Source organism: Streptomyces sp. NPDC028907 (genome assembly GCF_055564995.1).
Genome location: NZ_JBVHVE010000005.1, coordinates 37,194 through 52,183 on the forward strand (window position 1 = coordinate 37,194; position 14,990 = coordinate 52,183).

Below are 14,990 nucleotides of genomic sequence, written 5' to 3' on the forward strand. Positions count from 1 at the left end.
CGGCATGTTCGACCACGTCTTTCGGCCTGGCGCCATCGGTACGCTCACGCTGCCGCACCGCATCGTCATGGGCGCCATGCACCTCAACCTCGAGACCGCGGACGACGGCGGCGAGGCCTTGGCCGCGTTCTACGCGGAGCGCGTGGAGGCCGGAGCGGCCCTGATCGTGACCGGCGGAACCGCGGTCAGCCCGGCCGGTGTGGGCGGCCCCGGATACGCGGTGATCGGAGACCGCACGGACATGGCGGCGTTGTCAGCAGCCGTGCGGGCGGTGCACGAGCGCGGAGGACGGATCGCCCTCCAGCTCTTCCACGCCGGGCGGTACGCGCCGCCGGGCGAGGACGGCGAGTCGCCCATGGCGCCGTCTCCCGTCCACAGCCGTTTCTCCCGCAGCACCCCACGGGAGATGACGTCCGACGACATCGCCGCGACGATCGGCCACTTCGCCGACGGCGCACGGACGGCGTGTGAACTGGGTTTCGACGCGGTCGAAGTAATGGGCTCCGAGGGCTATCTGATCAACCAGTTCACGGCGCCGTGGACCAATCGGCGCGAGGACGCGTGGGGAGGCGACGCCGAGCGGAGGCGCCGGTTCCCCTTGGAGGTGATGCGCGCGGTCAGGGCCGCCGTCGGCCCGGACTTCCCGGTGCTGTTCCGGATCTCCGGCGCCGACCTGGTAGACGGCGGCACTCCGCCCGAGGACGTCGCCGCGCTCGCGGTCGCGCTCGCCGGGGCGGGCGCCGACGCCCTGTCCGTCGGCATCGGGTGGCACGAATCGTCGGTGCCCACCGTTCAGTCCCAGGTCCCCGTGGGCACCTGGGCGGGCCGCGCCGGCGCCGTGAAGGGAGCGCTGCGGGCCGCCGGCCGGGACGACATCCCGGTCATCACGTCCAATCGCTTCAACCGGCTCGCGCAGGCCGAGGAGGTGCTGGCGGACGGCGAGGCGGACTACGTGGCCATGGCACGGCCGTTCCTCGCCGATCCGGAGATCGTCGCCAAGTCGGCCTCGGGCCGTCATGAGTCGGTGAACCTGTGCATTGCCTGCAACGAGGCCTGCATCGACCGCTCGTTCGGCGCCGAGAGGGTGTCCTGTCTCGTCAACCCCAGGGCCGGGTACGAACGGGAATTCCGGCGCCGGCCGGTGTACGGCGCCGATCGGCCGACACCCGGACGCTACGCGGTGATCGGTGCGGGAATCGCCGGGCTGGAGGCCGCACGTACGCTCGCGGGGCTCGGCCACCATGTCGAGGTGTACGAGGCGGGCGCCGAGCCCGGCGGCCAGTTCCGGCTGGCCGCGCGGGTTCCCGGGAAGGCGGACTTCGCGGAGACCGTCCGCCACCATGTCGGCGAACTACGGGAATTGGGCGCGGTGCTGCACACCGGCCACTGTGTCGGCCACGAGGACATCCCGGCCTTGCGGGTACTCGACGGCATCGTGCTGGCCACCGGCGTGGTTCCCGCCCGCCCTGAACTGCCCGGAGTCACACTGCCTCATGTCCTGGACTACGCACAGGCATTCGAGGATCACATGGCCCTCGGACCGCGGATCGCCGTCATCGGCGGCGGAGGCATAGCGGTCGACCTGGCGCACCTGCTCACCGCCGAGCGGGACGCGAAGTCCACACCGGAGGAGTTCCTCGCCGCGTACGCCGTGACCACGGGCGTCCCGTCGACGGCCGCGGCGGGCCCCGCAGCCGGCCGGTCCGCCCGGCGGGGCACCCGTGACGTGACACTGATCCGGCGTGGAAGCCTGATCGGCCAAGGCATCGGCCCCAGCACACGCTGGGTCGTGATGCGGGAACTGAGATCCGCCGGTGTGCGGATGCTTACCGGCGTGACGTACCGGGAAATCACGCCTGGCGGGGTCGTGGTGGCCGACGCGGAAGGGGACTGGCTCGTTGCCGCAGACCATGTCGTCCTCGCCGTGGGCCAGCGGCCCGCGCAGGACCTCGGTCCTCTTCTGCGCGCCGCCGATGTGCCCTTCGTGACCGCCGGCGGCGCCGCCGGCGCCCAGGGTCTGAACGCCGTGCGGGCCGCCGCGGAAGGACTGCGGGCCGCACACCGCATCGTGGGGATGCGGGCGCTGCAAGAGCCGAAGCGGGGATAGGCCTGCTCTCCGGCCCACCCCGCGAAGGTCTGCGGACCGAGCTCGTCTCCGGCCTCACATGGGGCAGTCGGCCCCCACGAACACCGAGGAGAACCGGTTCTCGAGATCATCCCGGCGCTGGACCCTCAGCTTCCGGTAGATCCGTGTCAGATGCTGCTCCACCGTGCTGGGGGTGATGAAGAGTTTCGCCGAGATCTCCCGGTTCGTGTGCCCTTGGATGGCCAGGAGCGCAACCCGCCGTTCGGCGGAGCTGAGTTTGTCTAACTCGGTATGGCTCTCGACGGGTCCCTCGTCCCGGGCGGTACTGCTGGCGGTGTCCACGGTGATCAGTTGCTGTAGCCTGCCCGCATCACACTGCTGTGCCATACGCTGCGCTCGCCTCATCGCCATCCGGGCCAGGTTGAGGCGTGAGATCTCCCGGTAGGCGAAGGCGAGCTCGGTCAAGGTGTGGGCGAGTTCCAGTCGGCTTCCGCAGGCCTCCAACTCGTCCGCCGACATCTTGAGGAGGCAGATCCGTTGGTCGGCCTCATGGGTCCTGGCGAGCAGGCGCAGCGTCGCTCCGTGAATGGCCGTTTCCCCCTCGGGGAGCAGACTGAGCTGCTCGTCGAGGAGGGCCCGGGCCCCTTGGACGTTCCCCATCTTCAGGTACGCCTCCGCCATGTCGCATCGCCAGGGCACGACCAAGGGCAGTTCGACATTCAGGTAAGCGGACGCGTCCCGGCAGCTCTCGAAGTCGGCCACCGCGGCGTGCAGTCGGCCGAGCGCCAGATGATGCCGACCGCGGGCGCGTACGTAGTGCAAGCTGCACAGTCCCTGGAAAACCGACGGATGGAGCGGACGGTCGAGCACGTCCGCTGCTTCCTCGTACCTTCCCATTTCGGTGAGGATCCCCACCAGCACCCCACCGATCAGCCCGGTCAGGGCCCCCCACTTGTCCCAGGGCTTGTGCGCCAGTGCCTCCTGGAGCAGCCGGTACGCATCGGCGAGGTCACCCAGGGCCGCTGAGGTCATGGCCTGGACAGCGGAGAGGAGAGCTTTCCAGACGGGGGAGGGGTGATCAACGAGTGCCTCGGACAGCCTGATGCACCATTTCCGGGCCAGGGGGAGTGCGTTCACGGATTCCAGCACCCAACAGGCCACAAGAAAGGGCTCCACCCCGGACCTCTTGAGCTGGACGCCTTCGAGGATCTGCTCCGCCACGAAGATCGCCCCGGCCCGGTCTCCCGACTTCAGCAGGTCGGGAACTTTGTACTGGACCGTCTGCAGCCATGCGTGCTGGCACATGGCCAGGACGTCGCTCTGCTTGGCGGATGCCCACGGACTAGGCGGTTCGGCCGGAACGTGGAGATCGGTGCGGGGATGACGGGGCAGAACACTGTGCCAGAAGCTGTACAGCACCTCTGCGAGCATCACCTCGCTCTGCGCCCCCGGCTCGGAGGGCCGCTCGCGCAGCATAGACATCAACTCCGAGGCGTGGTCCGGGAACCCGAGCAGAGCCGTTGCCCGGACCAGGAACGCCAGGTCGGCCAGCCCGAGGGTGCCACGGCGCGCGGCCGCGACCAGCGGCGACACAAGAGTGGCCGCCAGCGCCGGATCTTTCAGCCATACGTTGCGCAGAAGGAGCATCTCCACCGCCGAGCACTCGTCGGCTGTGAGTGTGGAGGCCTGAGTAAGCGTCAGCAGGTCGTCGACCACGTCGGTGGTGTCCTCTTCCAACGTGCGGCCGATGAGTGCCAGGACGAGTGGAAGGTCCCACGGCTTCTCGATTTTTCCGGCGGCTGTCAGATTCTGTGCCACGTACTCCACTGAAACGCCGTCGTTGAACAGGATGTGCGCTGCCTTGAGGTGTAACTCGGTGAGCTCAGGGAAGTTCTGGTCGTCGATAAGCGCCAGGCCTATCTGCTCTCGAAGACGTGTTCCGTGCATCATGCCCAGGTCCTCGAGCCCACGAAGAACGCACTCGGCCGACACGGGGTCCCCGTTGAGTAAACGGGCCAGGCGCTGCGGAGAGCAGAAGCGGCCCAGGACAGCGGCCGCCCGTGCCCCGCGGCTGATTCCGGGGATGCCGCTGCCGTCGATCATGATGCGGACGGTCTCGTAGAAATCACCGTCGACGGTCGGCTCGTTCCCGCCACGGCCGGCTGCCGCGAGGTATTTGGCCGAGAGGAGCCCAGCCAGGAGGACGTTGCCGCCGGTGAGGTCGTGGATGTGGGCGGCGATCCGCTCCGTGGCTGTCCTTGCCGCGGGATCACGGGTGACGTCGGCATGCTCCCCGATCCGTTTGGCGAGCTGCTCGCGGGACAGCAGTCCCAGCCGGACCACCTGGGTGTATGGCAGTCGCATCACGTCCGTACGAAGACCGGAGCTGTGGCATACGGTTTGACCCGTCTGTTCGGCCAGTACGAGTTTGATGCGCGTTCCCTTCAGGCGCCGTGCGAGGAAGCGCAGGAAATCCTGTGAGGGAAGGTCGACATGATTGATGTCGTCGACCGCTATGAGGAGGGGACGCCTCGCCGCCACATCCAGAAGCCGGCGGTACACCTGCTCATGGACGATCGTGACGGCCCATCGGCTGTCTTCCTCGCGATTCGTCGTGTGGAGGATCTCGGCCGGGGTCATGGCCGCCTCGCCCGCCTCCTCTAGCTGGTCCAGTACCTGGCGCAGCACATAGAAGGGCAGTTCGTGTTCACTTGGCCAGCAGGTCGCCCACAGGATAAGTGCTCCGGAGCCGGCGGCCGAATCACTGATCCTGCTGAGAAACGTGGTCTTTCCTGAGCACTTCGGCCCTCGGACGAGCAGGAGGCCGTTCTCTTCATGCTGCGACGTGAACCTGGGGATCAGCACAGGCAGGGATGGTGGCTTCTTGTAGAAGGGTGTCACTGCGGGGGTATTCCTCTCGTAAGAGAAATTCGCAGCCGGGAGGGCCAATGTGATCGAACGTGACGCTGACCGTGTAGTCTGATCCAGACGATATGCAAGACGGCACGTCGGACGAGTCTGTTGAGAAGCGTCTTCCGGCTTTGATTGGCGATTGTGTGTGGGGGGCCTGCGACTGGTTCTGTGGAAATAAGCCGCGTGCCACGCCATGTTTTTTGCACTACCGCCCGGGCGCTTCAGTTTATTTCCTTGTCCAGATGATTCTTGGGGATTCTGCGCACCGAGCCCGTTCACGCTCAGGGCGATCGGTGAAACAGCGCCCCTGCCTTGCGGGTATTCCCGTATGTTGCGGCGTGCGGTGATCGTCGTCAAGTCTCCGTCTTTGGCTGTTGAGGCGTAGTCTCGGCTGAGAACCTGAATGCACAGGAGGCGGGCAACTGATGGGAATGGTGAACGAGATCCGTCCACCCGAAGAAAGTGATGAGCGGTTCGAATTCGCGGATCAGAAGGGGCTGCAAACCGCCCCGTCGCGGTTGCAGTCCCATGGTGCGTCGGCTTGCGTACTTTTGTCTGCCGTCGGGGCGGTGACGATGATTACGCAGGTAGCGGCGATCACGGCGAGTCCTGTGGTGAGCCACGTGAAGAAGTGAGATTTATTACTTCGAACGGAATTCATGGAGGTCCTTGTCTGTTAATGGTGTGCATCGAGCCACGGGAGTGAGAGTCTTTTCGGGGTCCATCCCATTCTAGGAGTGGTTCCCCAGGCGCCTCCTGTACCCCGGAAGTGAATTGGGAGGCGGCGATTGCTACTGGAGTACTGCCGGTCCTCATCCGGAGGTTTCGGGGGTCTCTCGTGTGTCGTGGACGCGGGAGTCGGTATAAGGCGATTGCAAAGTCCTTAGTGATCGCTTATCGGCGCAGGTCAGTTGAGGCCGAGGAGGGCCAGTGGCCGCCCGTAGGGACGGAAGGCTGTGGCAGGCCCCGGCATTTGAGCGACTTGTCCGGTTTGATCACTTGCGATCCGTTCGGGGGGCGCCTGGCGGCTGGTCAGGTCGACCCGGGTCTCCTTACGGCCGGGGCCCTTCGGTGCGGTCGTAGAACTTCGCCGTCGCTTTCCTCCAGGGCATGGTCCGCATCCGTTCGTAGAGGTTCTCGATTCCGCTTCACGCACACCCGACCAGCATCGTCATACCGCCGTGACCTGCGCATTCGAGAGATCACCGCGACTTCGCAATCTCCCTGGGAGTCGGTATTGGCGAACGACCGTCTGGCGTCGTTAATGAGTCTTTGTAAAAGTAGTGAATGGCTGAAACGTTACCCAAGGATTCATCTGTGTGTACTCGGTGATCTGGGTTGCTGCAGCGGTCGGTTCATGCCGCAAGTAATCGGTGAGGCTGGCTTCGCTTCATGCGTGGGACGCTGCCGGGCTGATGGATCGGGCCCTGGTCGGGTGGAGGGAAAGGTTTCGGTTGCGCGCGTCACACATCGGTCAGCGGGGTTCGGTGGCTGACTTGCTCGGCAGTTCGCCCGTAATGTCCTCGGGCCGTTCGAGGTGGACCGTAGCGTGACACCGCGGGTGCGCCGGGTTCCACGGGCCCGGAGTCCTGCCGGTTTGTCTCCTTCCTGGTCCTTGTCGCGGCGGTGCCCGGCCGTCAGGTGACAGCCGGGAGGGCGGTGAGCCGCTGCCAGCAGGTCGTGAACGCTTTTGCTCAGGGCCAGGTCGCGTCGATGCGCAACCATCGGTTCGAAGCCCTCATCGGCGGCGAAGCCGACCCACAGGTCCTCGCGGACCTGGCCAAACGCAAACTTCGCAACAAGATCCCCGAACTCACCGAGACCCTCGCCGGACGCTTCCGGCGAACACCACGCGTTCCTGACCCGCCTGCATCTGGACCACTACCACCAGCTCACCACGATGATCGACCAGCTCACCGGACACATCGAAGAGGCGATGGCACCCTTTCGCGGCGCCCTCGACCTAACCCGGTTCGTCTCCGCCAAACACCTCGCGTCCTGGGCCGGGGTCTGCCCCGGCCACCACGAGTCCGCCGACCGCACCAAGAATACGAAAGTCCGACCCGGCAACCCCTACCTCAAGGGCGCCCTCGGCATCGCCGCGTTCGGCGCAGCCAGAACCAAGGACACCTATCTGCAAGCCCGTTACAAGCGGCTGACCGCCGGCCGCGGCCCACTCGAAGCCCTGGTCGCCGTCGAGCACTCGATCATCACCGCGATCTGGCACATCCTCACCGACAACGTCGCCTACCAAGGAACTCGGCGGCGCCTACTTCACCCAACGAGACCCCGAACGCGCCACCCGCCGGGCCATCACCACGCTTAACCAACTCGGCTGCACCGTCACCCTCAACCCGAGGGAGAACACCACCTGACCAGCAACCCTGAACACCTTGAGCCTCCACGGCCACCGGGCACCCAACCCTGCCCACACCCACCCTGACCATGCACTATTTACGCGTCAGAGGCACCTTTCTGCTATCGGAGCGTCAGATCGCCCAATTCCGTTGAATACCCAGGGTTAATCCAAATGAGGATGCTGTCGGCGTGAGACTCGGATCCCTGGTTCAGTGCCGTGTCGGCCTGGTGGGGTGAAGCAAAGGCTGGGGCTGCTAGGGGATGTCTAGGGGTTGAGGGGAGGTCTGGGCGAATGAAAATCTTAGACAGATCCTTGGGGCCTGGGTTCCTTGCGTAACGGCTGATGGTGCCGGAGGCTGAGAATTATGATCAGCAATTCACGGAAGTGAAAATTTCCCACGAAGTTGGTGGGAGTGTGACTTTCCTGTCCAGTCCCTTCCGGTGTCCGGAAGGGACTGTATGAGGGTTTCCCTACAGCCCTCCTGCGCTCACAGCCATTCTTTTATCAATATCTCGCTGGAGGTCGTCTTGGGAAGCTCCGCCACTCAGGTTCACAAGCCGGCCCGGCAGCAGCCCGAATGGGCCGATCCGTCACAGGTCGAGCGTGTACGGGCGATTCTCGCCGGCCGACCGCCGCTGGTCCGGATCGAGGATGTGCGCAGACTGCTTGGACTTTTGGCGCGGGTCGCCCGGGGTGAGGCCCATGTGGTGCAGGCTGGGGATTGTGCGGAGAATCCGGAGGAGTGCACGGCGGAACACGTATGGCGCAAGTGCGCTTTGATGGATTTGCTGGCGGCCACGCTGAAAATGACCACCCAGAAGCCGGTGGTACGAGTCGGCCGCATAGCGGGCCAGTTCGCCAAGCCGCGCTCGGAGCCGGTGGAGCGGGTCGGAGGCCTGGACCTGCCCGTCTACCGGGGCCACATGGTCAATGGCCCGGAGGCCGATCCGGAGAGCCGCCGTCATGATCTCTTGCGTCTCCTGACGGCTTATATGACGGCCAACGACATCATGGGCCACCTGGGGTGGGGCGCGCCGACCAGCTACGCGGACCGGCCGCGTATCGAACCCGCGATGTGGACGAGTCATGAGGCGCTCATCCTCGACTACGAACTGCCGATGGTCCGTGACCTGAGCGATGGCCGCTGTCTGCTCGGCTCCACCCACTGGCCGTGGATCGGCGAGCGGACCCGGCAACTGGACGGCGCCCACGTGGACTTGATGGCCGACGTCATCAATCCCGTTGCCGTGAAGGTCGGTCCCACCATGACCGAGAGCGAGATCACCGCCCTGTGCGAGCGGCTCGACCCTCTCCGGGAGCCCGGTCGGCTCACCTTGATCGCACGCATGGGTGCAGAGGCGGTCTCCGAGTGTCTGCCCCCCCCTAGTCGAGGCGGTCCGACTGGCGGGTCATCCGGTGATCTGGCTCTGTGACCCCATGCACGGAAACACCATCATCGCTCCGGACGGCCACAAGACCCGTCTGCTGCACATCCTGGTGGAGGAAATCAGGGCGTTCCGACAGGCCGTTTCCGCCGTTGGCGGAGTGGCGGGCGGGCTGCACTTGGAGACCACACCGGATGACGTCGTCGAGTGTGTGGCTGACCTATCGGTCTTCGATACCGGCCGCGCTCGGCGAACGAGCCTGTGTGACCCCCGGCTCAACCGCGAGCAGGCCGTCGAACTGGTCTCTGCATGGTCCGATCCGGATCACTGAGACGTCATCCGCTTTCCGGGCGTGATCGTTCGGTTCGGGCTGGGTGGCAAATGAACTCCGCTCGGAGGCGGGTGAGGCGGGAGTGCTCAACTCCTCTCCACGTGTATGCGTTTGAGGCGGGTGCGGGCCGGCGCGGCGAGGTCGTCGATGCCGCTCGGGGGCACGGTGGGCTTCCCACACGGGCGGGTCGAGTGCCCACAGATGAAGATCGAGCGTGCCGGGCTCCGGATCGATGTCGTCCGGCGGATCGGCGATGTATCGGGTCAGGTACACCTGCAGGACACCGTCAGCCCCATGACCGGGTGCGTGTCCACGCGGGCCGCGGCAACCTGCGCGCGGGTAGAGAGCCTCTACGCCTCGTCCTGCCTTCCTCACTCCATCGCCGGAGCGCCGGAGCTCTCGACTCGGCCTCGGCGCCGGTCACGTGGCCGCGAGGCGGGACATGGCGACCGAGCTCAAGGTTGATCCGCGCGACGGCGTCCAGCATCGTGGCGCAGTGGTCACGTATCAGCCACCCCGGTCGTCGCCCACTTCGGGTCCAGGGCGTCAAGGCCGTCGTTCAGACGGCGGAATCCCAGTAGACCCAGCCCAGATTCTGCAGAGTCAGGCTGTGGTCGCTACAGACGATCTCCGTGCTTGACTCGATTCAACGCGGCGTCACGATCAGCTGCTGTTTCCTCCATCTGCGCTCGCTCCCGCGCATAATCCCGAAGGAGCTCATGGAAACGGTATCGACCCACCGTCACAGGTTCAATTACATGGGCGGCTGCCAAGGAACCGACCAGGCGGCGGGCCTGCGACAACGGCGCGTCCAGGAGGGATGCTGCCGTTTCGGCAGTGAACTCCGGCCCGGGGAAGAGACCAAGCAGGCGGAACAGTCGGCGCGCGGCAGGCGACAGCACTCGGTACGACGCGAAAAGGGCCCCACGCAATGAGGAGTTGTCGTCACCGTCCGGCTCCAGCGCCTCCAACCGGTTGCCCTCGGTCATCTCGGTGATGAGGTCGGCCAGACTCAGACTTGGATCGCCAGCCAGCCTTGCGGCGGCTGCGCGCAGCGCCAGCGGAAGGCTGCCGCAGAGCCGGATCAGTTCGTCGGCCGCTTGCGGTTCGGCGGATAGCCGGTCCGCGCCGAGAGCCCGGCTCAACAGGGCGCGGGCCTCGGCCGGCAGGAGGAGTTCCAGCGGGAGCGCGTGGGCGCCGTCGCGAGCCACGAGATCGCCGAGCCGGTTGCGGCTGGTGACAACGACGCAGCAGGACGGGCTACTCGGGAGCAGCGGACGAACCTGCTCGGCCGAGGCCGCGTTGTCCAGCAGGACGAGCAGGCGTCGGCCCGCCAGCAAGGTCCGGTATACGCGGCCCCGGGCTTCGGCACTCACGGGGATCTCCGACGCCACGAGCCCTAGGCTGCGCAGCAGCAACTCCAGGGCTTCGCCTGACTCGAGCGGCGGCCGATCGTGGTCGAAACCGTGCAGGTTCACGTACAACTGGCCGTCCGGGAAACGGTCCCGCACCTGATGTGCCCAGTGCACGGCCAGCGTAGTCTTGCCGATGCCGGCGGCGCCGCCGATGGTGAAGATGGCCACGACGTTTGCGGGCTCTTGGCCTTGTTCCGGGGGCAACAGGGCGTGCAGTCGGGCGAGTATGTCGGTGCGGCCAGCGAATCCGGCGGCGTCGCGGGGGAGTTCTTCGGGCACCTACGGAGCACGAGCGGACTCCGCAAGTGCTCTCGGGCGTACCGGCGAGGCCGCTGCCTGACGAAGGAGAAACGCGTCGTCCTGGCGCAGCACCGCTTCGTGCACCCGGCGAAGCTCCTCACCTGGATCGACACCGAGTTCGTCACGCAGCCGTACGCGCATCTCCTCATAGACTTTGAGCGCTTCGGCCTGACGTTGGCGGCCGTACAGAGCCCGCATGCGCAAGGCCAAGATCGACTCGTCGTACCGTTCATACTCGGACGCTGGCGTGCCGCCGATATCGTCCAGGACTTCGCCGAACCGGTGCAACAGGACCAGGCACTCGAGCCACTCCCGCCGTAGCGACCGTCGGCGCTCCAGCAGCCGCGCCCGCTCGTCCTGCGCGAACGGCCCCGGCAGGCCGGCCAGGGGCTCGCCCCGGAACAGCCCGATGGCCGCGGACAACTGGTCGGCGGCGGTGGCCAGGTCGCCGGACGCCCTGGTGCGCATCGCCTCGTCGCTCAGGTGGGCCAGGTCTGCCGTATCGAGCCGGACTCCCTCGACGACGAAGCGGTACCAGCCCTTGCCGCTGCGGATTACCGACTCCGTGGGCTGGATGCCTGCTGTGTCGAGCGCCCTGCGAAGTGGGTTGATGTAACTCGACAGCACCTTGGGACCACTGGCGGGTGGCTGTGCCCCCCACACCGAGTCGAGTAGCTGCTGATGGCCCACCACGGCCCCTTGCCGGAGCAGTAACGCGGTCAGCACCGCCTGCCGCCTAGGAGGCCCCAGATCCAAAGGTGTTCCGCTACGCCAGGCCTGGACTGGGCCAAGGATGCTGAAGCGGAGCGCATCACCCTGGCCTGCGGGTTCCGGCAGCGACATATGCTGCCCGGTGGATCGCTTCTGGAGCCCGGGCTCGGGCTCTGCTTCAGGCTGCGTGGCCGGGGGCCGCACCCCCAGCCGTGTCATCAGCCTGCTGTCCAACCAGCCGAAGGGCCGACTGCCGTCGCTCAGATGGTCCGGCCCTTGCGTATGGCTGAGCCAGGCAGGGAAGCCGGGCGATCGGCCGGACAGTTGGCCGAGCCGGTCTGCAATCGCACGGGTCGTGCGCAGCAGCTCGTGGCCGGGCACGGTCCCCAGAAGGATGCGCCGGGCCTCCTCGGGGAAGTCGAAGAAGCCGTGCCCGGCCGGCCAGGTGGGGCCGGCCAGCTCGGCGCGCTGCATCAGACCGCCCAGGAAGACTTCTGCCAGGTGCCCGGTGTCCGTCGGCGGACCCAAGGCCGCCTGCACCAGGTGCATGACCGGCACTGACACAGGCGCGACGGCTGCGAGGTGGGCTGCCAGTCGGTAAGCCTCCGGGGACGCAGCGTGCCGGAACCGCAGCACGGCTTCCTGCATGTCGGTCTGCCGTGTGGCGGCGTACGGACGTGAGGGCTGCGCTCCGCCGTCCGCCAGCAGGGGCAGCACGGCTGTGGTGCCTGGCGACGCGACCACGCGCGCCCACGTCCCCAAGGCCGCGGGCTCCGGCTCCAGGACCGGCACCGGATCGCCTTCGAAGGCCACCAGGTCCGGGGGGAGCACCGGGTCCGAGACCTGCCAGGTACTGGATGGGCCGCCACGCCGCCGCGTGGTCACCTGCCACTGCTGGGCCCGGATACCCGACCCTTGCCACAGACGGGCGGGCAGCGCATGGACGATCGCTGTCGGGCCCTGTCGAGCCCAGGCCCCCAGCGTTGCCCACATCCGGCCGTCCCGCCAGGCCGAGCCGACGCCGTCGCTTACGACGAGGATTAGGGTGTTTCCCGCGGGATCGTTCAACATGGCCGGCGGCAGGGGCACGCCGTTGCCCTCGTACGGGCGACGGAGTATGGGGCCCTGCGGGCTCCGGCTGTCCAGCCCGTACACACGGAGGCTGCGGAACGCCCCAGTGCGCTCCATCAGAGCCCGCACCTCCGAGGCCAGACGCTGCCACGGCAGCATGGAGACGCTGTCGTCCACCAACAGGGCGAGGGCGAGCCAGCGGGTGGGTGACGCCCGCAGTACGACGTCGGGCAGCCCCGTCTCGGCCATGGCGGTGACGGTCCGTGCTTCGTCGAGCTCTTGTTTGCCGTGATCCGGCAGCCACCGCTTCAACGGCCGCAGGGCTCGGCCGAGTCGGAGCTCATGCGCCTCCAGAGACTTCGCTCCAGGCGCCCGCACGGGCAAGGCTCGCGGGCCTGGGCGGTCCTGGGCTCCGGGACCGGACGCACCGGGTATCGCTGCAGCGTGCAGCGGCTCGCCGTACTTCCGTGCTCCTCGCTTCGATGGCGAACTGGACGGAGGGGTCGGCGAAATCGCCTCGTCCTCCGCGGACGGAACAGGATCCTCAGGGAAGGTGGAGGGCGGAGGGACGGAGTGCCGCACCGCACGTGTCAGGGGGGCTTCCCGGTCCTGTGGAAGGCGTTCGGCCAGCCACAGTATGTCGAGAAGCTCTTCGTCGGAGAGGTCTACCCCGCTGTCAGCCAGTACGCGCCGGAGGCGGCCGGGCACGTTGCTACACCGTCCCGCCAAGTCGGTGCAATACAGCGTCGAGGAGGTCGTCAGCGTCGAGATCCACCCCACCCTTGCGGAGGAAGACCGCGTTGAGCAACTGGTCTGTGGCCAGCTCGCCCCGTGCCCGCCGCCCCAGGAACTCCCGAAGCAAGCCGTCGATGTCATCAACGGCGTCGGCGCCCAGATGTGATTCGATGATGTCGCGCAGTCTCTGCTCGTCGGGCTCGGGCAGTTCGAGCCGGATGCAGCGCCTGAGGAATGCCGGAGGGAAGTCTCGCTCACCGTTGCTGGTGATGACCACGATAGGGAACTCCGTACAGCCGATCCGGCCTCGCGTGACCGGGACACGTTCGTCGGGGTCGTCGGTCAGGACCTCGACGATGGAATCGTCCTCGCGCAGCCGGGCGAGTTCCGGCACCTCGAATTCGCCCTCCTCGAAGACAGTCAGCAGGTCATTGGGCAGGTCAACATCGCCCTTGTCCAGTTCGTCGACGAGCAACACCCTTGGCCGGTCGCGGGGGACGAGGGCGGTGCCCACGGGGCCCAGCCTGACGTAATCGCCAATCCCGGGGTCGGCGTCAATGCGGTCGCGGCGCAGGTTCGCCTCTCGCAGTCGGCCGACGGCGTCGTACCGATACAATGCCTCCTGCAGAGTCGAACGACTGTTGACCGGCCAGTGCAGCACTCGGCCAAGGTCCAGCTCGTGCGCGACGGCATGCGCCAGCGAGGACTTGCCGGTGCCCGGATACCCCGTCACCAGCAACGGCCGACGCAGGTGAAGGGCGGCGTTCACGATATCGGCCTCGGCGGCCCCGATCAGGTAAGGCGCTGGGTGGGCGGCGCCTTCCCGGGACGGGGCAAACCGACGCCATGGTGGGGCCTGGGGGAACTCCTCACGGCGGGTCGTCCCGTCGCCGCGGAAGAGCCTCCATCCGCCATCCGACGCGCTCATTCCGGTGTCTGTCGTTGTCATGAGGGAGCGTCTCCTTCCAGGGGGGTCGGCTCCAGTAATTGCAGCCCGCCCATCGGGGCGGGGGCCATGTCCTCCCACACCAGCGAAGGCCGGGCCGGGTACTGTACGGGGGCGCCGCAGGCACGACCTCGGTAACGATGGACACGGTCAGGCAGGTCATGAAGCTGCCTCGTGGGCTCCAACGGCTCAAGCCGGGACGCGTGCTCGTACGTTTCGGCCGCCCGGTCCCACAGCACCACCGGAACGCCCAGGGCGAGGCACAGTCCCAGCAGCCGGGCGCGCTGAGCAGGGGCCCGTGCAACACGACCTGCCGGGTGGCGTGGTGGTCGTGCTGCAGCAGGCGGTCGACTTCGTAATCGGTGGTGCAATTCTGATCGATAACCAACGGTGTATCGTTCCCGTCCTCCCATCGGCGACGGCGATGGTTCTCCCGGGACGGAACCTTTTCGCTTATCTCGGGGCAGCTAAGCGTGAGTGGGAAATGCGCCCCCAGGGGCTTGGCGGGAAAGAATTCATTCAGTTGGCCCGGAATCCATTCGTCGACGGGCAAGTCCAGGTCCTTCAAGGACACCACGACGTTCACGTGTGGTACGTGGTGCTTCTGGCCGGGTTCGGATTGGATACTCTCGACCGCGTCCCGTACGAGCATTGCCACCTCCTCCGCTGTCCGCAATGAGTCTGTGGTGGAGAGGAGTGGGATCGGAGAGCTGTCCTTACGGAGGAGCGAGACCGTGC

Annotated in this window: 9 protein-coding genes and 1 pseudogene; 5 read left to right on the plus strand and 5 right to left on the minus strand. The window is 66.8% G+C overall.

Annotated elements, in window-relative coordinates; translation table 11 throughout:
* Positions 1–4 precede the first annotated feature (4 nt).
* Complete coding sequence (locus ACZ4UU_RS15960) at positions 5–2,107, plus strand: oxidoreductase (RefSeq protein WP_468040277.1); 2,103 nt, start codon at positions 5–7, stop codon at positions 2,105–2,107.
* 54 nt (positions 2,108–2,161) lie between these two features.
* Here ACZ4UU_RS15960 and ACZ4UU_RS15965 read toward each other — a convergent pair whose 3' ends face one another.
* Positions 2,162–4,987 carry a helix-turn-helix transcriptional regulator gene (locus ACZ4UU_RS15965; RefSeq protein ID WP_468040279.1) on the minus strand — a complete coding sequence of 942 codons (2,826 nt, stop codon included), beginning with the start codon at positions 4,985–4,987 and terminating at the stop codon, positions 2,162–2,164.
* Positions 4,988–5,424: 437 nt separating this feature from the next.
* Between ACZ4UU_RS15965 and ACZ4UU_RS15970 the strand changes: the two genes are divergently transcribed.
* From ACZ4UU_RS15970 to ACZ4UU_RS15980, 3 genes and pseudogenes are all read left to right on the plus strand, one after another.
* Positions 5,425–5,634, plus strand: a complete 210-nt coding sequence (locus tag ACZ4UU_RS15970; protein WP_468040281.1) for a hypothetical protein — start codon at positions 5,425–5,427, stop codon at positions 5,632–5,634.
* A 1,265-nt stretch (positions 5,635–6,899) separates the two neighbouring features.
* Positions 6,900–7,325: a transposase gene (locus ACZ4UU_RS15975; protein ID WP_468040283.1), complete on the plus strand. Its 426-nt coding sequence runs from the start codon at positions 6,900–6,902 to the stop codon at positions 7,323–7,325.
* Between the two features lie 560 nt (positions 7,326–7,885).
* Positions 7,886–9,074: pseudogene (locus ACZ4UU_RS15980) on the plus strand (3-deoxy-7-phosphoheptulonate synthase).
* Between the two features lie 617 nt (positions 9,075–9,691).
* Here ACZ4UU_RS15980 and ACZ4UU_RS15985 read toward each other — a convergent pair.
* The 4 genes from ACZ4UU_RS15985 to ACZ4UU_RS16000 are packed head-to-tail and all read right to left on the minus strand — an operon-like array spanning position 9,692 to position 14,665.
* Positions 9,692–10,768 carry an NB-ARC domain-containing protein gene (locus ACZ4UU_RS15985; protein WP_468040285.1) on the minus strand — a complete coding sequence of 359 codons (1,077 nt, stop codon included), beginning with the start codon at positions 10,766–10,768 and terminating at the stop codon, positions 9,692–9,694.
* The gene (locus ACZ4UU_RS15990) at positions 10,769–13,351 is read right to left on the minus strand and encodes an SAV_2336 N-terminal domain-related protein (protein WP_468040287.1); all 2,583 of its coding nucleotides are present in this window, start codon (positions 13,349–13,351) and stop codon (positions 10,769–10,771) included.
* Entirely contained in the window at positions 13,284–14,255 is a 972-nt protein-coding gene (locus tag ACZ4UU_RS15995; protein ID WP_468040289.1) for an AAA family ATPase, read from the minus strand. Before ACZ4UU_RS15995 ends, ACZ4UU_RS15990 begins: the two co-directional genes overlap by 68 nt.
* Entirely contained in the window at positions 14,252–14,665 is a 414-nt protein-coding gene (locus ACZ4UU_RS16000) for a VMAP-C domain-containing protein (protein WP_468040291.1), read from the minus strand. The genes ACZ4UU_RS15995 and ACZ4UU_RS16000 overlap by 4 nt, the downstream gene beginning before the upstream one ends.
* On the opposite strand from ACZ4UU_RS16000, the gene ACZ4UU_RS16005 reads away from it, so the two are divergent.
* Positions 14,551–14,931: a hypothetical protein gene (locus tag ACZ4UU_RS16005; protein WP_468041151.1), complete on the plus strand. Its 381-nt coding sequence runs from the start codon at positions 14,551–14,553 to the stop codon at positions 14,929–14,931. The genes ACZ4UU_RS16000 and ACZ4UU_RS16005 overlap by 115 nt on opposite strands.
* Positions 14,932–14,990 lie beyond the last annotated feature (59 nt).